Below are 20078 nucleotides of genomic sequence, written 5' to 3'. Positions count from 1 at the left end.
TGACCGCCGAGAGGCGTGGCGCGGCGGCGCGATTGCCACCCTTGCCGATCTCCCCACCGCGGCGGCCTGGTACGGCGCGGCCGGTCACTGACCCTGCGAGGCGGAGATCGTCGACCCGCAGGGCAGGCTCGTCGCGAAAGCCCTCGGCACCTACAAGCTCGGCTGACCGAGCGTCAGAGGGTGATCTCTTCGAGCTTGCCGGTGGCGACGTCGAAGATGAACCCGCGCAGCGACACGTGCTTGGTGACGAACGGGCTGTTCTCGATGCGGCGCAGTGACTGGCGGACGTCCTCCGCCAGATCCGGGAAGGCCTCGCCCGACCACGGCGGCTTGACCCCCGTCTCGTCCTGGATGGTCCGCTTGAAGGCGTCGTCGGTGAAGGTCAGCATCCCGCAGTCGGTGTGGTGAATGAGGATGATCTCCTTGGTTCCCAGCAACCGCTGACTGATCGCCAGCGACCGGATGGCGTCGTCGGTGACGACCCCTCCGGCGTTACGGATGACGTGGGCGTCGCCCTCCTGCAGGCCCAGAACGCGGTAGACGTCGAGTCGGGCATCCATGCATGCCAGCACCGCGACGTGCTTTGCCGGCGGCAGGGGCAGGGGCCCCTTGAAGCTGCTTGCGTATTCGGCGTTGTTCGCCAGGAAATCATCGGTAACCGTCATGCCGGTCTCCCTCGATAGCGCGGTATAGAACATGCTGGACAGATGAATGCCGCGGTGGAGCCTAACAATCGGCCACCTGGAATTCACTGGTGATAATCAGCCTGATCACAAGGGCCGCGCCGCATGAATCGGGTCGCCGGCGCAACGTCGCACAGCCGGCTCGCGGCCGGATCGATAACCTGTCCCCATGCGACGCAAGCGGGGCACTTTGGCATGATCCGCTTCCTTGGGCGCCGGCTCCTCAACTATCTGGTGCTGCTCGCGCTGGCGTCGTTCCTGACCTATTGCCTGACATCCCTGACGTTTCATCCGCTGGACAGTTTCATGCAGCGCCACCCGCAGCCCCCTGCGGCGGCCATCCACGCCAAGGCCGTCCAGCTCGGCTTGGACAAGCCCCTGCCCGTCCGGTACGCGAATTGGGTTTCCCATGCGGTCATTGGTGACTTCGGCAGCACGGTGACCGGGCATCCCGTATCCCAGGAGCTGTGGCGCCGGATCGGGGTGAGCCTGCGGCTCGTGGTGATCGGTTCGGTGCTCGGCACGCTGACCGGTGTCATCGTGGGGGCCTGGGGTGCGGTCCGCCAGTATCGGCTCAGCGATCGGGTGATCACGGTGTTCTCACTGATCATCCTGAGCGTTCCGTCGTTCGTGCTGGCGAGCCTGCTGATCCTGGGCGCGCTGCGGATCAACATGTTCGCCGGTGTGGGGATCTTCCAGTACACCGGTGAGACGGCACCGATTCCGCCCACCAACGCATGGCAGGCCGTCATCGAACGCCTGCAGCACATCGTATTGCCAACTCTCACCTTGGCTTTGGGCTCAATGGCGGGCTTTAGCCGCTATCAGCGCAACGCCATGCTGGACGTGTTGAGCGAGGATTTCATCCGGACCGCCCGCGCCAAGGGCCTGACACGCCGGCGCGCGCTGTTCAAGCACGGCCTGCGCACTGCCCTCATTCCGATGGCCACGCTGTTCGCCTATGGGGTCAGCGGGCTGGTGGTCGGCGCGGTGTTCGTCGAGAAGATCTTCGGCTGGCATGGCATGGGCGAGTGGGTGGTGTTGGGCATCTCGACGCAAGACACCAACGTCGTCGCGGCGATCACGCTGTTCTCCGGGGCGGCGGTGCTCGTCGGCGGACTGCTGTCCGACATCATCTACGCGGCGCTGGACCCGAGGGTGCGGGTGTCATGACGCAACCGACCACCGCCGCCACGCCCGTCGGGTCCGGCATCAACCCGGCCGCCTTCACCTCCCGGCGAAACCTGGTGCTGCGCCGGTTTATTCGCAACAAGCCGGCGGTGGTGGCGTTGGCCCTGCTGATGCTGGCTTTCATCGGCTGCTACGCGCTGCCGCCGCTACTCCCCTATGGCTACACCGAACTCGACTTCAACGCGCTGCTGCTGCCGCCGTCATCCAAACACTGGTTCGGCACCAACGCCCTGGGCCAGGACCTGCTGGCCCGGACCCTGCGCGGCATGCAGAAGTCGATTCTGATCGGGTTCTGCGTGGCACTGATCTCGACCACCGTCGCCGCTACGGTCGGAACGGTCGCCGGCTACTTCGGCGGCTGGCGCGACCGGGCCCTGATGTGGCTGGTGGACCTGCTGCTCGTGGTGCCGGGCTTCCTGCTGATCGCGATCATCACTCCGCGCACCAAGCAGTCGAGCAGCATCCTATGGCTCATCGTGCTGCTCGCGGCATTCGGCTGGATGGTCAGCTCGCGCATGGTGCGCGGGTTGACGATGAGCCTTCGAGAACGCGAATTCGTCCGTGCAGCGAGGTATATGGGGGTTTCGAGCCGCAACGTCATCGTGCACCACATTGTGCCGAACGTGGCGTCGATCCTGATCATCGACGCCACGCTTAACGTCGGGTTCGCGATCCTCGCCGAAACCGGGTTGAGCTTCCTGGGGTTCGGCGTTCAGCCGCCCGACGTCTCGCTGGGCACGCTGATCGCCGACGGCACCCCCTCGGCGACGACCTTCCCGTGGGTGTTCCTGTTCCCGGCCGGGGCGCTGGTGCTGATCGTGTTGTGCTCCAACCTCACCGGCGACGGCCTGCGGGACGCACTGGACCCGAGCAGCCGGCCGCCGCGCACAAACCGCCTTAAGAAGCGCCGCAAGAAGCGGCGGGAAAAGTGACGGCCCTGCTGGAGGTGACGGATCTGAGCGTCACGTTCGAGACCGGCGACGTCCGGGTACCCGCCGTCCGCGGCATGAGTTACCGGATCGATGAGGGCGAAGTGGTCGCCATCGTCGGCGAATCCGGTTCGGGCAAAAGCACGGCCGCAATGGCGGTCATCGGATTGCTACCCGAATACGCCAACGTGTCCGGATCGGTGCGGCTGCACGGCGAGGAATTGCTCGGGCGCTCCGATCAGGCGATGTCTGACATCCGCGGCAAGACGATCGGCACCGTGTTCCAGGACCCGATGTCGGCGCTGACTCCCGTGTACACCATTGGCGACCAGATTGCCGAGGCAATCACGGTGCACGACAACGACATCAGCCGCGCAGGAGCACGCCAGCGAGCGGTCGAACTGCTCGAGCTCGTCGGCATCGCACAGCCGCAACGGCGGGCGAAAGCGTTCCCGCACGAGCTGTCCGGTGGCGAACGCCAGCGGGTGGTCATCGCCATCGCCATCGCCAACGACCCGGACCTGTTGATCTGTGACGAGCCGACCACCGCGCTGGACGTCACGGTGCAGGCGCAGATTCTCGACGTGCTGCGCACCGCGCGCGACGTCACCGGCGCAGGCGTTCTGATCATCACCCACGACCTGGGCGTGGTCTCCGAATTCGCCGACCGGGCGATCGTCATGTACGCCGGACGCGGGGTCGAAGTCGCCGCCGTCGACCGCCTCTATCGCGACCGCCGGATGCCGTATACGGCCGGACTACTGGGATCGGCGCCGAGCCTGGACGCCCCCCAGGGCACCCGGCTGATTCCGATACCCGGCGCGCCGCCCGCGATGTCGGCGCTATCACCCGATGCCTGCCCCTTCGCCCCCCGCTGCCCGCTGGTGATCGACGAATGCCGTTCGGCGGAGCCCGATCTCGTTGCCATCGAGGAAGACCATTGGGCGGCCTGCATCCGCACCGACGACGTCGCCGGCCGCACGGCGGCCGAAATCTTCGGCGTGTCAACACAACCGCCGACAAGCGACGCCGCGGTCACCGAGCCCCAGACTGTGCTGCGGGTCACCGACCTCACCAAGACCTACCCACTCACCAAGGGCGTGATCCTGCGCAGGCGGGTGGGCGAGGTGCGGGCGGTCGACGGCATCAGCATCACGTTGGAGCAGGGCCGCACCCTGGGCATCGTCGGCGAATCCGGCTCGGGCAAATCGACGACGTTGACCCAGATTCTCGAGCTCACCGCGCCGCAGACGGGGTCCATCGAAATCCTCGGCGACGATGTCGCTTCCCTCGACGATGCCGGGCGCCGCAAGCTGCGGACCGAACTCCAGGTGGTGTTCCAGGACCCGGTGGCTTCCCTGGATCCCCGCCTCCCGGTTTTCGATGTCATCGCAGAACCGTTGGTGGCCAACGGTTTTGATCGGAAGCGGCGCGAGGAACGGGTCGCCGAATTGCTGTCCATCGTCGGGCTGGACCGCGCCGATGCCAGCCGCTACCCCGCCGAATTCTCCGGTGGGCAGAAGCAGCGGATCGGGATCGCGCGAGCGCTGGCCCTGCGGCCGAAGATTCTTGCGCTCGACGAGCCCGTGTCGGCGCTCGACGTGTCGATCCAGGCGGGCATCATCAACCTGCTGCTGGACCTGCAGGCACAATTCGGCCTGTCGTATTTGTTTGTGTCGCATGATCTTTCGGTGGTAAAACACCTAGCGCACCGGGTCGCCGTGATGTACCGGGGAGCGATCGTCGAACAGGGCGACGGCGACCAGGTGTTCACCAATCCTCAGCACGAGTACACCCGGCAGTTGCTGGCCGCCGTTCCGGGAGCGCACCGCGATGTCGCCGATGCTTAGCATCTTTCGCAGGATTGCACCGCTGGGGCTGGTGGTAGTCCTGGCCGTCTCGGGCTGCGCCGACGGCTATCGCGACGCGCCGCAGGCACGGGCCGCGCGAGTCGGCACCACCAGCGACATGAACCCACAGGATCCGGCGACGCTGCGCGAGGGCGGCAACCTGCGACTGCCGCTGGTGTCGTTCCCCGACAACTTCAACGAGTTGAACATCGACGGCAACACGTCCGACAACGGTGCGATCGTCACCCCGACGCTGCCCGGGGCATTCATCACCCAGGCCGACGGCACCCTGAAACTCAACACCGACTACTTCACGGGCGCCGAGCTGACCGGCACCAATCCTCAGGTGGTCACGTACACGATCAATCCGAAGGCCACCTGGAGCGACGGCACCCCGATGACGTGGCTGGATCTGAAGTCGGAGGTCGACGCGGACAGCGGGAAGGACAAGCGCTACCTGATCGCCAGCAGGGCCGGATTCGAACGCGTCAAGTCGGTGACGCGGGGGGTCGACGAGCGCCAGGCGATCGTCACGTTCGCCCAGCCATACGCCGAGTGGCGGGGCATGTTCGCGGGCGGGATCCAGCCCGCGAGCATGACGGCCAACCCGGAAATCTTCAACGAGGGCCAGCTCGAGGCGCCCGGCCCGTCCGCCGGGCCGTTCATCGTCACGACGATCGACAGGACCGCGCAGCGCGTCGTGCTCACCCGCAACCCCCGCTGGTGGGGCGCCAGGCCTCGGCTGGACTCCATCACCTACCTGGTACTCGACGCGGCCGCCGTCATCCCCGCGCTGCAGAACAACGCGATCGACGCCGCCGGCGTGAGCACGCTCGACGATATGGTCACCGCGCAGCGCACGCCCGGAGTTACGATCCGGCGCGCCGCCGCCCCCACTTGGTTTCACTTCACCTTCAACGGCGCGCCCGGCTCCATCGTGGCCGACGAGCGAATGCGGCTCGCGATCTCGAAAGGCATCAACCGCCAGGCCATCGTCGATGTCGTGCAGCACAGCCTGACCAACCATCCGACGCCGTTGAACAATCACATCTACGTCGAGGGTCAGGTCGGCTACCAAAACAACAGCGCACCAGCCGATTACAATCCCGACCAGGCCCGCAGGGATCTCGATGCGATGGGCTGGAAGCTCAACGGCGCCGTACGGGAAAAGGACGGCAAACAGCTGGCCGTTCGGGATGTCTTCTTCGATGCCCAAGCGAACCGGCAGATCGCCATGGTCACCCAGAACAGCCTGGCCCAGATCGGGGTTAAGTTGGTGCTCGACCCTAAACCGGGTAACGGCTTCTTCAGCCAGCACGTCAGCGTCGGCGATTTCGACATAACTCAATTCGGTTGGGCCGGAAACGCGTTCCCGCTTTCGGCACTGCCGCAGATCTACACCTCGGACGGCGACAGCAACTTCGGCAAGATCGGCAACCCGGCGATCGACGCCAAGATCGACGAGACGATGTCCGAACTGGACCCGAATAAGGCGCGCGCACTGGCCAACCAGGTCGACCAGATGATCTGGCAAGAGGGCTTCAACCTGCCCCTGTATCAGTCGGCCGGCAATGTCGCGGTGCGCAGCGACCTGGCCAATTACGGCGCGCCCGGCCTGGCCGACATCGACTATGCGGCAATCGGATTCATGCGAAACTGACCCGCCGACGCCATGGCGACGGTAGCGCCGGCATTGCACCCTCGGCGATGGCGGCAACCTCGACCGCCTTCCACAGCAACCGCATCGCGGGGCGAGGCGCAAGTGCGTCCAGCATCGATTCCTGCCCGGCGAGTCTGGCGGTCTCGCCACGCGTCACCGCTCGTGCGACGGCAAGCGCGGCGGATTCACGCGAGTCGAGCGCGCTGTGCCCCATCGTGGGCAAACCCACCAGCACCGCGCCGGGTATCAGCGAGGCCACCCGCTGCGCGACTGCGCGTGGCGTGATCAGATCACGCCCTCCGGAGATGACCACGGTCGGCCAGGTGAATTTCGGCATCTGCGCCACAAGGTCATACGGCTCGGCCTCGAAAACATCTGTAGCACACATTATTTCACGTATTGCCGCCGCGGGGTCGAAGGGCAGGCCGTCGGGTTCGGCGGCGTAGTCGAGTTCGCGGAATGCGATGCGGCCCACCAGATCGATCTCGTGGCGGTAGGGCACATTGAGGCCGACCACCGAGGTGAATCGGGATAGCATGTGCCACAACATCATTCGTCCGCCAAGCAACAAATCCAGCTCGCGATCCAAGAGCGATGGCCCACCGTAGGCATAGATGGTCGCGGCGATCTCACCTGCCGGCGGGCTCATCAACCCGGCGTCGATGAGCTTGCGCACCTTAGCTGCCAACGCCGCGGTTTCCGGAGAATCGCCGTCCACCAGCAGCCCCCGAATGGCCTCGCGGACGATCGCAATGTCGTGCCGGGACAGCAGCGGCGAATCGAGGACCATCGCCGATACCCGGCCGGGATGGCGTATACCGAGCCCGGCCGCGATGTAGGTGCCATAGGACGTTCCGTAGATGACCGCCGAGTCCACATGGGCATCGTCGAGCACGGCGGCCACGTCGTCGACGACTTGATCGACGGTGAATGCGTGCGGTGGCAGGTCGGCCCCGAAGTCGTCGTGGCGCGACATCCCCACGCCGCGGTGCTCGATCATGATGACGTCGAGACCGGCGGCGGCCGCGCGGCGCCGCAGCCCCTTGTACACCTGCAGCGACGCGACGCCCGGGCCACCCGGGATGATGACCAGCGGATGGGCGGACTTAAGACCAGTGCGCACGTAGTACAGGTCGAACTCGTCTTTGCTGCCTGGCGAAACCGGCCTGCGCACCGGGCGGACGCCGGGCATGCCCGCCAGCTTCTCGTGCATCCGGCGCCGTCTTGCGTTCATGGTCATCGGTGTCGAACCGCCATGGCCCCATTCTGCCGAGATCGCCCGTTGTCGGCAGCGCGGCGCGGCGCGCGCCAGGTGCTAAACGGCCAGATCGATGCGGTGCGCGCCCTTGACGCCGTCGTAGCGGTCGGGGCTACAGGTCAGGACGATGACCTGCCCGTGCGCGCCCACGCTGTCGAAGACCTCGCCCATCTTGGCCAGCCGGTCCGGATCGGTGAACCCCAGCGCGTCGTCGACCACCACCGGCACGCCGTCCTCCTTGGCGACCAGGGCGGCGCCGGCTAGCCGCGCCAGGATGCCGAGTTGCTCCTTGGCCCCGCCCGACAAGGATTCGTAGGGGACGGTGACGCCGTCGAGGGTGCGCGTGCGGATACACAGGTCGCTGTCGACGTCGACTTCGAACGTGGAGCCGAACACCGGGCGGCCGAGCCGCTGCAGTTCGGTGCGGTAGGGCTCCACATAGCGCAATCGGGTGGTGTCGCGGTGCCGGGTCATCACCGACCGCAGTAGTTGCGCGGCCCGGGCCCGGGCGCCGACGCTGGAGTGCTCGCCGGCGGCGTGCTCACGTTCTGTCTCCGCGGCGTCGAGCTTGCCTTGGCGACCCTCACCCCCGAAGACCGACAGCTCGATGCTGACGTCGCGCAGCGCGGCCGCGGCATGTTCGTAGCGGTCGCGCAGCGACTCGTCCGCCTCGGCCGCCGCGGCCAGTTCGGCGGCCACCGCGTCCGGTGCCGCGGCGGCCAGCTCCTCGGCCAGCTCGGCGGCCCGTCGCGCGGCGGCGGCTGCGGCCTGCTGCCCGGTCTGCGCCGCGGACGCCAGGTCGTCGTCGGCGATCGACGTGCGTTCCTGGGCCAATTGCGCTGTGGCCCTGTCGAGTTCAGCTCGTTGAGTCGCCGCTTCACTGCGCAGCACCGTTGCCCGGGTGGATATCGCGGCCAGCGTAGAGTCGGCGTGCGCCGCGGCCTGCCGCCGCGCCTCGCATTCGGCATCCGCGGCAGAGCGCGCCGTGTCGGCGGCCTCGAGTTCCGCACGGGCAGCGGCGATGTCCGTGACGACCTCGGCGCCGGCCGGTTGCCCGGCGCGCAGTTGCGCGAGCCTTTCTCGCATGTGGTCGATCTCTTCGTCGCCGCACAGGCCGGACAGCGTCGCGCCCAACTGGTCGCGGCTGTTCTGCAAGTCGCGGCGGCGCTGGTCCTCCGACCGTGCCGCCGCGAGGTCTGTGACCCCACCGGCGGCCAGCGCCGAGGACAATTCTTCTTGTGCTGCAGCGTGTTTCGCCTGAACGTCGAGCGCGGCCGCGCCGGGGGTGATCCGGGCGGTCAGAATCCCGGGCACCTCGACCTCGGTGGTGCCGGTGACGGTTGTCGACCAGCGGTGACCGGCCGGCAACGACACGTGCTGCGCGCCCACCGCGAGTTCGATGTCAGCGGCGGCGGTGAATTCGACCGCCGCCGAGATCAGCACCAGCTGATCGCTCGCGCGATCGACCGCGGTCGCCGCCGCTTCGATGCGCTGCATGAGCTCATTGTCGAGCACGACCGCGGTGAGCTTGGCACGGACGCGGTCGCGGTCCTGTTGAATGGCCTCGATTTTCGCCAGCCGGGCGCTGACCCGGTCGATCTCGTCGCGCTCGGCGATATGGTCGACGGTGCGTCGCGCGGATTCGGCACGTCGTCTGAGTTCCGCGAGCGCATCGACCGCCGCCGCTACCGCGGTGCGGGCAGCCTCGGCGTCGGCGTGCGCCGCGGTGTGGGCAACGGCGGCTTCGTGTGCCTCCGTCTCGGCGGTCGCGACCGTCGCTGTACGGCTTTCGATTTCGGCGAGCAACCGCAACCGTCCCTGGTGGGCGGTGATCGCCGAGGTGCCGTTCGCCGCGGCGGCGTCGGCGACCAGTTTGGCCTCCCGCACCTGCCGGGTGAGTTCTGCGATCTTGGCGTCGGCGGCCTGCGCCGCCACCAGCCTCGGGCCGACCTCGCGCCGCAGCTGCGAAAGTTCGGCCACCTCCTCGGTCAACTCGGCGTGCCGGCGTACCCGCTCGTCAACCTCCGCGACCCGCGCCGCGCATTCCGCGACCGCGGCCTCCGCGGCGGCCAATCGGGATATCGCCGCGGCCCATTCCGCGGTCGGGCGTCCGGTGGGAGTGAAATAACGCCCGTACTCGGTGTCGATCCGCTCGATGAGCAACGGTTCGGTGCCCGACAGCGCGGCGGCATCGCCGGCGGCCACATCGAGGGCTCGCGACAGCGCATCGCAACCGGACAGATCGACCGCGGCGGTCGACGTGGCCTGCAGCACCCGCTGAGCGTGCCACAGGTCGTTGTCGACCGTCTCCGCCAGCATCGCCTGGACTCGTTCGTGGGCTTCGTCGCCGGTCAGTTGTTCGCGGTGCGGCGTCAGCACCGTCAATTCGGTCTCACACTTCTTGTGGAAGCGCTTGCGGTAGATGAAACGGTATGTGCCGCAGCTGATTTCAGCGGTGACCTCGGAGCCGACATCACTGTTGGTCGGTTTGACCTGCTTGACTTCCTTCTTCGTCGAGCGGTCCCTGGATTCCAGCAACAGATCTAGGGCCTCGATCATCGACGACTTGCCGACTTCGTTGGCGCCGCACACCACCACCACGCCGTGGTCGGGAAATTCGATCTCGCGGTGTGCGATGCCGCGATAGTTGTTCAGGACCAGCCGGTGCAGCTTCACGCCGCCCCCCGATCGGCGAGGCGCAGCAGCAGCCCCAGCGCCGCCTGCGCGTCGGCGGCCGACGAGGCGTCGCCCTCGCGCGCCGTGGCTACCAACTCGTCGACGGCCGCGGCCGCGAATCCGCCGATGCCGAGATTGGTGAATTCGCCGTCGGCCGGGATCACCGCCAGATCGGTGTTGCGCTGCCACAGCCCCAGCCAGGCGAATAGCAGGCCGTATCGGTCCAGGCAGGCGTCCAGCGCGGCGCGGTCGGTGACCGACAACGACCCGGTGAGCGCCAGTCGTACCACGGTTCGGTCCTTCTCGGTCATCAAGTCCAGATTCAGATCGAGGTCGGCGATGTCGCGGCTGTTGTCGACCTGACGGTGCAAGGTGACGAACCGCCACTGGCCCACGTGCCGGGCCGTCACGGAGACGTTGGCGCGCGGGTCGTTCTCATCGATGTCGACCACCAGGACGTGGCCCGGATCGGATTCGCCGTCGTCGTAGTTGGTGACTTCCGGTGACCCGGAGTACCACACCCTTCCGGTGTCGCCGACCTGCGTGAGCGAATGCTTGTCGCCCAGCGCCACATAGTGCACCGTGCCGCGGGCCAGCGCATCGTCGAGCCGCGCCAGCCGAATCAGCGACGGTTTGTCGCGATTGGGGTCCAGGACGTCGACGCCGCCGTGGGCGAGCAGAACCCGGGTGACCGGGCCGGGCGCGAGGTCATCGAGGACTTCGGCGACCAGATCGGTGGTCGGAGCCTTGGACCGCCACGGCGCGGCGACGATCTCCAGACCTGGGCGAACCTGATGAACTCCGGCCCGGTCCAGCACCGTGACGTTGTCGGGGCGTTCGGCGGTGAACAGCGCGCTGGTGTACACCGACGACGCATCCAGCGGATCATGATTGCCCGGCAGCAGGTAGACCGGAATACCGATGGCGCGCATGGCTTCCAGCGACTGGCCGACCACCTGCGGGGCGAGTTGATTGTGTTCGAAGACATCACCTGCCACCACGACGAACTCCGCCCCCACCTCGGCGGCCAGCGCACCCAGGCCGGCCACGGCATCGCGCCGGGCGGCCGAATACCGCGGCTGGGCATCGCCGGCCAGGAAGTGCCGGGTCATGCCCAGCTGCCAATCGGCAGTGTGCAGGAATCGCATCCCGAACCTCCTTTTCAACGTCGCGTGGCTATCTGGGCAAGGCGAGTCTAGGTCGGTGCGCCGACAACTCTGGGGACGCGCATCGGCATGCCTTCGAGGAGTATCGGCGGCCCGGCTGCTCCGGCTCGACGACCGGCGGCGGGTGCCGTCTGCCCGCCTCTGAGCGACAATGCCGCGCGTGCTGTATTCACTTGCGTCACTGTGGTTTCAAGGGATTTATTGTCGGTGGGTGCCGCTAGTTTGACGGTATGAGTTCGGCAGGGTTTCTCGATCGGGAGGGGTTGACGGCGGCGTTCGACGCACTCGACGCCGCGGTCGACGATGTCCTCGCGCAGGGATTCGGCGCCTTGACCACGCCCGAGCTGTTGGCACTGCTGGGACGCTGCGAACGAGTGCGGCGGCGCTTACCCGCGGTGGAGCATCCGATGATCAATCAGCTGGCCCGCGAAGCCACGCCTGCGGAACTCGGCGGCAGACTCTCCCACACCGTGGCCGAATGGACACTGACCAGCCGCGCCGAGGCGGCCCGCCGAGTCCGCGAGGCCACCGACCTCGGTGAGCGCAGCACATTGACCGGCGAACCGTTGGCGCCCATGCTGGCGTCCACCGCCGCCGCTCAGCGCCGCGGCCGCCTGGGCGCCGGGCAGGTCGCGGTCATCCGCCGGTTCTGCCACCAGCTTCCCGGTTTCATCGACCCCGACACCCGCGAACACGCCGAAGCTCAACTGGCCCGGCTGGGCACTCAATACCGGCCCGAGCAATTGGCCGCGCTGGCCGACCGGCTCGCCGATTGCCTCAACCCCGACGGCAGCTACACCGACGATGACCGCGCCCACCGATGCGGCCTGACCCTCGGTAACCAACAAGCCGACGGCATGTCGGCAGTGCGCGGCTGGCTGACCCCGGAAGCGCGCGCCACCTTCGAGGCGGTACTCGCCAAACTCGCCGCGCCCGGCATGTGCAACCCGAACGACGACACGCCCTGCGTGGACGGCGCACCCACCCAACAGGCCATCGACCGCGACGGCCGCAGCTGCACTCAACGCCAGCACGACGGCCCCAACGCCGGACTACGTGCCCTGCTCGCCAGCGGACAACTGGGCCGGCACAACGGACTCCCAGCGTCAATCGTCGTCACCACCACCCTGGCCGAGCTGGAAAGCGCCACCGGCAAGGGAGTCACCGGCGGGGGCACTCGCCTGCCGATCAGCGATGTCATCCGGCTGGCTCGCCACGCGCATCATTACCTCGCCATCTTCGACCATGGCAGGGCCGTGGCGCTGCATCACACCAAACGCCTCGCAACCCCTGGGCAGCGAATTGTGCTCTACGCGAAGGACCGCGGCTGCTCCGCGCCCGGATGCAACCTGCCCGGCTTCTACTGCGAAGTCCACCACGTCACCGACTACGCCCACTGCCGCGCCACCGATATCGACGACCTGACCTTCGCCTGCGGACCTCACCACCGAATGCTGAGACCAACGGGCTGGACCACCCGAAAACGCGCGAACGGCGACACCGAATGGGTCCCGCCCCCACAGCTCGACCGAGGCCAACCGCGCACCAATACCCTCCACCATCCCGAGAAGCTGTTATGCGACGACGACGGGGATTAGCCTGACTCGGGTGACTGATCGGCGCACCCTCGTGCTCATGCGGCATGCGAAATCCGCCTATCCGCCTGGCGTGGCAGACCACGACCGCCCCTTGGCGCCCCGCGGCATTCGTGAAGCCGCGCTGGCCGGTGATTGGCTGCGCGCCAACGCACCCGCCATCGACGCGGTGCTGTGCTCGACGGCCACCCGCACCCGCCAGACGTTGGCCGAGACCGGGATCGACGCGCCAGTGCGATACAGCGAGCGACTCTACGGCGCCACCGCTGGGACGATGATCGACGAAATCAACGGGGTTGCCGACAGCGTCAACACCGTGCTGGTCCTCGGGCACGAACCGACGATGTCCGAGGTAGCCATTGGCCTGGCGGGCAGTAATGGCACCGATGAGACAGCGGCGCAACGCATTTCGGAAAAGTACCCGACGTCAGCGATCGCGGTGCTGACCGTCGCCGGCGCTTGGAAAAGCGTCGAACTCGGCACGGCCGCACTCATCGAATTCCACGTGCCCCGCTGAGCCCGGCCAGGAGGCTGAACCCCGCTAGGAGTTGGTGGACAGCGTCAGCTCCATCAGCTTGAGGGCCTGCGCGCAGGCGTCGATGCCGGGCGCTTGCGGGTTGACCCACCAGCCGACCACACCCGCCGCGTCGCTGGCCACGCCGCAGGCACCGTTGGCGTCATCGGGGCGCATCACGATCGATTGCACGCCCGCGATGGCCCGCGTCTCGACCTTGTACTTCAGGAAGTCGGCGACCTTATGCTCCTCGTTCAGGCTGCCCTGCTCGAACCAGAACCGGGTGATGTCGATCAGCCCGGCCGGGTTGGCCGCCTGCCACCGGCAGATCGCGCCGACGAATGTGCTCTGGATGTCGAGCGGATCGGCGCCCACGGTCTTGGCCAGGATGTCGCTGGTCAAGACCTCGCACTCCTTGAGCAGGTTCGGATACTGCTGCTGGGAGTTGTTGTTGCGCGGCGTGTTACCGCCCGCCTTGACGGCATTGCCCCCAACCGATTCCGAACACCCGGCCAGCACAAGCAGTGCGGTGATCGCAATGGCGGCTCGGGCAACGACACCTTTGCCGGGCCGTTGGCCACGACGCGTCGAATCGGTCATTTCGAGTTCGCAATCGATTGGCGAGTCAGCTCTTTGGCGATGTCGCACGGCGGCGGAAATGGCTTCTGGCTGAAGCTGATCGACCATTCGATGAAGTCGTCCTGGAACTGAATGCCGACCTCACAGAGCGAATCGCCCAGGTTGGGTTCGTTACCGACGGCGATGAAGCCGCTGTGGCCGTTGATGTTGATGTCGTCGACGCTGGCGCGCGAGAGTTCCTCGGTCTTGCGTTCGCGTCCGATCGGGCTGCCGCGGTACCAGGAGAAGGAGAAGTGCGGGCCGAGAATTCCGCCGCCCGCCAGCCACTGACACCCGACCGAATTCTTGGCGGTGTTGTTGAGCCCCGACACCTTGGTCAGCTCCGTCACCGTCTGATCGTTGATGCCGCCGCATTGCGGGAACATCGGTCCGTGGTGGCCCTCGCCGCTGCCCGGCGCCGACGATGTCGTCGCCCCCGGCTTGTTGTCGCCAGAACCGGAGCACCCCGCAATCGTCGAGATCAGGACCATGGCCGACACCGCCAGGCCCAGCACCGTCGGGTTACGCCGCACCACTACCCTGCTTTCCCTCAGGCCGCTGCTGGTCCACACGATGCACTGTAGCGGCAGCCCAACGGGTCAACCACCGACGCGCCACCTGATCAGGCATTTCAATGCATTTGCCGGATGCCCTCGGAGCACGCAACCACGCGGCGGCGCTCAGGGCCAGTTCAGGTGGCAGCTCAAAGCCTATGTGCGACAGTTACCCCATGCTCCTGGCCCTGCTGCGCCAGTACATCCGGCCCTACCGCCGGCTGCTCGCGGTGCTGATGGTGCTTCAGCTGATCAGCACCCTGGCGTCGCTGTACCTGCCCACCGTCAACGCCGCGATCATCGACGACGGCGTCTCCAAGGGCGACTCCGCGACGATCATCCGGCTCGGCGCGGTGATGCTTGGGGTCACCGGGCTGCAGGCATTGTGCTCGGTCGGAGCCATCTACTTCGGGTCCCGCACCGGGATGGGGTTCGGGCGCGATCTGCGCTGGGCCATGTTCGAACACGTCACTACGTTCTCCGAGCGCGAGACCACCCGATTCGGTGCGCCGACGCTGCTGACCCGCAGCACCAACGATGTCCGGCAAATTCAATACCTGGTCCAGATCGCGGGCACCGTTTTGGTCACCGCGCCGATCATGTGTATCGGCGGCATCTTCATGGCCATCCACCGGGAGGCCGCGCTCACCTGGCTGCTGCTGATCAGCGTTCCCACCCTGGCGCTGGCCAACTACCTGATCATGTCGCGCATGCTGCCGCTGTTCCGCAGCATGCAGGGCCTGATCGACGGCATCAACCGGGTAATGCGCGACCAGCTGTCCGGCGTGCGGGTGGTGCGGGCGTTCACTCGCGAAGGCTTCGAGCGGGACAGGTTCGCTCGCGCCAACATCGCGCTGTCGAATACCTCACTGACCGCGGGCAAGTGGCAGGCGCTAACGCTGCCGGTGACCACGCTGACCATCAACGTGTCCAGCGTCGCGCTGATCTGGTTCGGTGGTCTGCGCATCGATCGCGGCCAGATGCAGGTCGGTTCGCTGACCGCGTTCCTGTCCTACTTCACCCAGATCCTGATGGCCGTGTTGATGGCGACGCTGACGTTGGTCGTGCTGCCCCGGGCGTCGGTGTGCGCCGAACGGATCACCGAGGTGCTGTCCACCCGCGCCGCCATCGACAGCCCGCAAAGCCCCCAATTCCCCGAGCGCGGCATCACCGGCGTCGTGCGCGTCGATGGCGCCACCTTCACCTATTCCGGCGCTGACCGCCCAGTGCTGCAAGATATTTCGTTTAGCGCGCGGCCCGGTATGACGACGGCGGTGGTGGGCAGCACCGGGTCGGGTAAATCGACACTGGTCTCGCTGATCTGCCGGCTCTACGACGTAACCGGCGGCACCGTGCTCATCGACGGCGTCGACGTCCGCGACTACCAGACCGAGCGGCTGTGGTCGGCGATCGGGCTGGTCCCCCAGCGCGGCTACCTGTTCTCGGGAACGCTCGCGGAAAACCTGCGCTACGGGAAGGCCGACGCCACCGACGAACAGATGTGGGAAGCGTTACGCATCGCCGCCGCAGACGAATTCGTGCGGGCACACGACGACGGCCTGCAGATGCGCGTCGCCCAGGGCGGAATCAACTTCTCCGGGGGGCAACGGCAACGGCTGGCCATCGCCCGGGCGGTCATCCCCCGCCCGGCCATCTATTTGTTCGACGACGCCTTCTCCGCGCTCGATGTACACACCGACGCCCGGGTTCGCGCGGCGCTGCGCGAGATATCAGGCGACTCAACGATCATCGTTGTCACACAGCGCCTTTCGACGGCGGCGCAGGCCGACCACGTGATCGTCATCGACGACGGCCGGCTGGTGGGCTCGGGTACGCACGAATCGCTGCTGGTCGATTGCCCCACCTATGCGGAGTTCGCCGACTCGCAGACGGTGGAAGTCGGGGGCGCACCGTGACTCCGGGGCCCCAGCGGCCGGCCCGCGGCACCCCGGCTCCCGCCGCTACTCGATCCAGCGACTTCTGGGGCTCTGCGATCCGGTTGGTCAAACGACTTGCACCACAACGAAAGCCCGCCATCGCGGTCATCACCCTAGGCGTCACCGGCACTGCGATCGGTGTCGTCGTCCCGCGGATCCTGGGCCACGCCACCGATCTGCTGTTCAACGGCGTCATCGGCCGGGGGCTGCCCGCGGGAATCAGCAAGGCGCAGGCCGTCGCCCAGGCCCGGGCGCGGGGCGACAACGCCTTCGCCGACCTGCTGTCGGGGATGAATGCGGTGCCCGGCCGCGGAGTCGACTTCGGCGCCGTCGGGAGAACTTTGACGCTGGCGCTGGTCCTGTATCTGGTTGCCGCGCTGCTGATCTGGGCACAGGTGAGGTTGCTCAACGTCACCCTGCAGCGCACCATGGTCGCGCTGCGTTCCGACGTCGAAGACAAAATTCATCGGCTGCCACTGGCCTACTTCGATGGGCGTCAGCGCGGTGAGCTGCTGAGCCGGGTCACCAACGATATCGACAACCTCCAGTCGTCGCTGTCGATGACCATCAGCCAGCTGCTCACGTCGACCCTGACCGTGGTGGCGGTGCTCGCCATGATGGTGTCGATCTCGCCCCTGCTGGCGTTGATCACGGTGCTGACCGTGCCGATCTCACTGGTGGCGACGCGCGCGATCGCGCGCCGTTCGCAACGCTTGTTCGTCGCCCAGTGGACCAGCACCGGACGGCTCAACGCCCACATCGAGGAGACCTACAGCGGATTCACCATCGTCAAGACGTTCGGCCATCAGGCCGCGGCACGCGACCAGTTCCGCGACTTCAACGACGACGTCTACCGCGCCAGTTTCGGTTCCCAGTTCTTCTCCGGCCTGGTGGGGCCGGCGACGACGTTCGTCGGCAACCTGGGATACGTGGCCGTCGCCGTCGTCGGTGGCCTGCAGGTGGCCACCGGTCACATCACCCTCGGCAACATCCAGGCGTTCATCCAATACGTCCGGCAGTTCAACGCGCCGCTGAGCCAGGTGGCCGGGATGTACAACACCCTGCAATCGGGCGTCGCCAGCGCGGAACGGGTGTTCACACTGCTCGACGAACCCGAGGAGTCACCGGACCCACAGCCTGCGCCTGCAGTAACACTGCCGCCGCCGAACGGCCAGGTGATGCAGCCGACCGGACGGGTCGAGTTCCAGCACGTCAACTTCGCCTACCGACCGGGCACCCCGGTGATCGAAGACCTGTCGATGGTGGCCGAGCCCGGCAGCACGGTGGCGATCGTCGGGCCGACGGGAGCCGGTAAAACCACACTGGTGAACCTGCTGATGCGGTTCTACGACGTCGATTCGGGCCGAATACTCGTCGACGGCATCGACATCACCGCGATGAGTAGGCACGCCCTGCGATCGCAAATCGGCATGGTGCTGCAGGACACCTGGCTCTTCGACGGGACAATCGCGGACAACATCGCCTACGGACGAGAAGGGGCGACAGAACACGAGGTGGTGGCCGCCGCCAAGGCCGCCTACGTCGACCGGTTCGTCGAGACGCTGCCCGCCGGCTACCAGACCCGGGTCAGCGGGGACGGCGCCAACATCAGCGCCGGCGAGAAGCAACTCATCACCATCGCTCGCGCATTTCTGGCCCGCCCGCAGTTGTTGATCCTGGACGAGGCAACCAGCTCGGTCGATACCCGCACCGAGGCCCTCATCGCCCGCGCCATGCACGAGCTGCGCCAAGATCGGACGAGTTTCATTATCGCGCATCGACTTTCGACTATTCGAGCGGCGGACCGCATCCTGGTGATGCAGGCCGGCCGGATCGTCGAACAGGGAAACCACGCCGAGCTGATCGCTCGCCGGGGCGCCTACTACGCGATTACGCGGGCCTAGCTCCCCGGCAGCGGACGGCGCCAGCCTTGCGGGCCCGTCAAGGGCACAAGAAGTCACCGAGAAGTTATTGCGCGCGACCTGTCCATGATGGCACTGCCCGGGAACGTATTTCGGCGACGCGGCGTGGGTGAATCATCCAGGTTTGCATCGAATCCGCCGGATTCGTACCACAATGACAACCGGCGACAATGACAACCGGCGACACCCGAAATTGGCAGAGCAGGGGCCGTCGGCAGATCCGGAAGGGGTGATAAGCGGCCATGGCAGACAAACGTCTCGAACTCGGTCTGCTCGGACCGTTGGAGATGAGTGTCGACGACACCCTGGTGCCGTTGGGCACCCCCAAACAACGGGCGGTGCTGGCCATGCTGCTGATGAACCGCAACAGTCCGGTCGGCGTCGACAGGCTCATCACCGCCGTCTGGGAAGGCTGGCCGCCGTCAGGGGCCAGGGCGAGCATTCACTCCTACGTGTCGAACCTGCGCAAGCTCCTCAGTGGCGCGGGCATCGATCCACGAACCGTGTTAGTCGCGGCGCCCCCGGGCTACCGGCTCAACCTCGCCGAAAATGCTTGCGATCTAGGGCGTTTCATCGCCGAGAAGACCGCGGGCGTGCACATGGCCGCTTCCGGCCGGTTCGAGGACGCCAGCAGGCACCTGTCGGCCGCGCTGGCCCAGTGGCGCGGGCCGGTGCTGGAGGACTTGCGTGACTTCGCGTTCGTCGACACCTTCGCCACGTCGCTTGTCGAGGACAAAATCGTCGTGCACACGGCCAAGGCAGAAGCCGAAATCGCTTGCGGGCGTGCGTCGGGCGTCATCACCGAACTTGAATCCCTGACCGTCGAGCACCCTTATCGCGAACCGTTGTGGGCGCAGTTGATCACGGCGTATTACCTCGCCGACCGTCAGTCCGACGCGTTGGCCGCCTACCGTCGCGTGAAGACAACGCTCGCCGATGATCTCGGCATCGACCCCGGCCCGACCCTGCGCTCGCTCAACGAGCGGATCCTTCGCCAGGAACCGCTCGACGCGCAGACATCGGCCAAGACCACTGCGGCTCATTCCATGACCGTGCTGGACCAGCGCAGCAAGATCACCGACCGGTCGGCGGTGGCATATCTGCAGGAAGCGTCGGGTCGCCGCTACCCGCTGGAAGCGACGGCCACCCGCATCGGGCGGCTCAGCGACAACGACATCGTGCTCGATAGCGCCAATGTCAGCCGCCATCACGCCGTCATCATCGACACCGGCACCAACTACATCATCAACGACCTGCGGTCGTCGAATGGCGTGCACGTGCGCAAGGAGCGGATCCGCTCGGCGGCCACGCTGAACGACGGCGACGGAATCCGGATTTGCGACCATGAGTTCACTTTCCGGATCGTCGCCGACGAGAACGCGCCAACGGTGCACTAGGCGGTCGCCACTCGCCCCTACCGCACGCGGCACATGTTTGCCGTTATCGTGTGGGCACGCCGGTGGGCACATAGCGTCAAGAATGCTCACCATGGGTCTCAGCCACGAGGTCTGGCTGGAAAATGTTG

Annotated in this window: 15 protein-coding genes and 1 pseudogene; 10 read left to right on the top strand and 6 right to left on the bottom strand. The window is 66.7% G+C overall.

What is annotated here, in order from left to right:
- Positions 1–60 precede the first annotated feature (60 nt).
- Positions 61–166 (top strand): annotated as a pseudogene (locus tag MNAB215_RS18365) (PaaI family thioesterase); the annotation flags it as partial.
- A 7-nt stretch (positions 167–173) separates the two neighbouring features.
- Here the strand turns inward: MNAB215_RS18365 and MNAB215_RS18360 are convergent.
- Entirely contained in the window at positions 174–665 is a 492-nt protein-coding gene (locus tag MNAB215_RS18360) for a beta-class carbonic anhydrase (RefSeq protein ID WP_077082132.1), read from the bottom strand.
- A gap of 213 nt (positions 666–878) precedes the next feature.
- Here MNAB215_RS18360 and MNAB215_RS18355 point away from each other — a divergent pair, with 213 nt between their 5' ends.
- Genes MNAB215_RS18355 through MNAB215_RS18340 form a run of 4 tightly spaced genes read left to right on the top strand, consistent with a single transcriptional unit; the run spans position 879 to position 6313 of the window.
- On the top strand, positions 879–1856 hold the full coding sequence (locus tag MNAB215_RS18355) for an ABC transporter permease (RefSeq protein WP_077080085.1): 978 nt from the start codon (positions 879–881) through the stop codon (positions 1854–1856).
- Positions 1853–2806: an ABC transporter permease gene (locus tag MNAB215_RS18350; RefSeq protein ID WP_077080084.1), complete on the top strand. Its 954-nt coding sequence runs from the start codon at positions 1853–1855 to the stop codon at positions 2804–2806. Before MNAB215_RS18355 ends, MNAB215_RS18350 begins: the two co-directional genes overlap by 4 nt.
- On the top strand, positions 2803–4653 hold the full coding sequence (locus tag MNAB215_RS18345) for a dipeptide ABC transporter ATP-binding protein (RefSeq protein WP_077080083.1): 1851 nt from the start codon (positions 2803–2805) through the stop codon (positions 4651–4653). The genes MNAB215_RS18350 and MNAB215_RS18345 overlap by 4 nt, the downstream gene beginning before the upstream one ends.
- Entirely contained in the window at positions 4646–6313 is a 1668-nt protein-coding gene (locus MNAB215_RS18340; protein WP_077082131.1) for an ABC transporter family substrate-binding protein, read from the top strand. The genes MNAB215_RS18345 and MNAB215_RS18340 overlap by 8 nt, the downstream gene beginning before the upstream one ends.
- Here MNAB215_RS18340 and MNAB215_RS18335 read toward each other — a convergent pair.
- From MNAB215_RS18335 to MNAB215_RS18325, 3 genes are all read right to left on the bottom strand, one after another.
- Positions 6300–7553, bottom strand: a complete 1254-nt coding sequence (locus tag MNAB215_RS18335) for an alpha/beta hydrolase (RefSeq protein WP_077080082.1) — start codon at positions 7551–7553, stop codon at positions 6300–6302. The two genes, MNAB215_RS18340 and MNAB215_RS18335, sit on opposite strands and share 14 nt — an antisense overlap.
- Before the next feature lie 75 nt (positions 7554–7628).
- Positions 7629–10247 (bottom strand): AAA family ATPase, encoded by a 2619-nt coding sequence (locus MNAB215_RS18330; protein WP_077080081.1) that lies wholly within the window; start codon positions 10245–10247, stop codon positions 7629–7631.
- Positions 10244–11395 carry a metallophosphoesterase family protein gene (locus MNAB215_RS18325; RefSeq protein WP_077080080.1) on the bottom strand — a complete coding sequence of 384 codons (1152 nt, stop codon included), beginning with the start codon at positions 11393–11395 and terminating at the stop codon, positions 10244–10246. Before MNAB215_RS18325 ends, MNAB215_RS18330 begins: the two co-directional genes overlap by 4 nt.
- 248 nt (positions 11396–11643) lie before the next feature.
- On the opposite strand from MNAB215_RS18325, the gene MNAB215_RS18320 reads away from it, so the two are divergent.
- Both MNAB215_RS18320 and MNAB215_RS18315 read left to right on the top strand, forming a co-directional pair.
- Positions 11644–13011, top strand: coding sequence for an HNH endonuclease signature motif containing protein (locus MNAB215_RS18320; RefSeq protein WP_077080079.1), 1368 nt, complete (start codon positions 11644–11646; stop codon positions 13009–13011).
- 10 nt (positions 13012–13021) lie between these two features.
- Positions 13022–13525: a SixA phosphatase family protein gene (locus MNAB215_RS18315; RefSeq protein ID WP_077080078.1), complete on the top strand. Its 504-nt coding sequence runs from the start codon at positions 13022–13024 to the stop codon at positions 13523–13525.
- Positions 13526–13549: 24 nt separating this feature from the next.
- Here MNAB215_RS18315 and MNAB215_RS18310 read toward each other — a convergent pair whose 3' ends face one another.
- Entirely contained in the window at positions 13550–14122 is a 573-nt protein-coding gene (locus MNAB215_RS18310; RefSeq protein ID WP_077080077.1) for a DUF3558 domain-containing protein, read from the bottom strand.
- Positions 14119–14631: a DUF3558 domain-containing protein gene (locus MNAB215_RS18305; RefSeq protein ID WP_083746333.1), complete on the bottom strand. Its 513-nt coding sequence runs from the start codon at positions 14629–14631 to the stop codon at positions 14119–14121. Before MNAB215_RS18305 ends, MNAB215_RS18310 begins: the two co-directional genes overlap by 4 nt.
- A gap of 239 nt (positions 14632–14870) precedes the next feature.
- Between MNAB215_RS18305 and MNAB215_RS18300 the strand changes: the two genes are divergently transcribed.
- The 3 genes from MNAB215_RS18300 (at position 14871) to MNAB215_RS18290 (ending at position 19950) form a co-directional block, all read left to right on the top strand.
- Positions 14871–16610, top strand: a complete 1740-nt coding sequence (locus MNAB215_RS18300) for an ABC transporter ATP-binding protein (RefSeq protein WP_077080076.1) — start codon at positions 14871–14873, stop codon at positions 16608–16610.
- Positions 16607–18535 (top strand): ABC transporter ATP-binding protein, encoded by a 1929-nt coding sequence (locus MNAB215_RS18295; RefSeq protein WP_077080075.1) that lies wholly within the window; start codon positions 16607–16609, stop codon positions 18533–18535. Before MNAB215_RS18300 ends, MNAB215_RS18295 begins: the two co-directional genes overlap by 4 nt.
- A gap of 260 nt (positions 18536–18795) precedes the next feature.
- Positions 18796–19950 (top strand): BTAD domain-containing putative transcriptional regulator, encoded by a 1155-nt coding sequence (locus tag MNAB215_RS18290; RefSeq protein ID WP_077080074.1) that lies wholly within the window; start codon positions 18796–18798, stop codon positions 19948–19950.
- Positions 19951–20078 lie beyond the last annotated feature (128 nt).

This window comes from Mycobacterium numidiamassiliense (genome assembly GCF_900157365.1).
Taxonomy (GTDB): domain Bacteria; phylum Actinomycetota; class Actinomycetes; order Mycobacteriales; family Mycobacteriaceae; genus Mycobacterium; species Mycobacterium numidiamassiliense.
The sequence above is the reverse complement of the archived record's forward strand: the minus strand, read 5'-3'. Positions and strand labels throughout refer to the sequence as shown.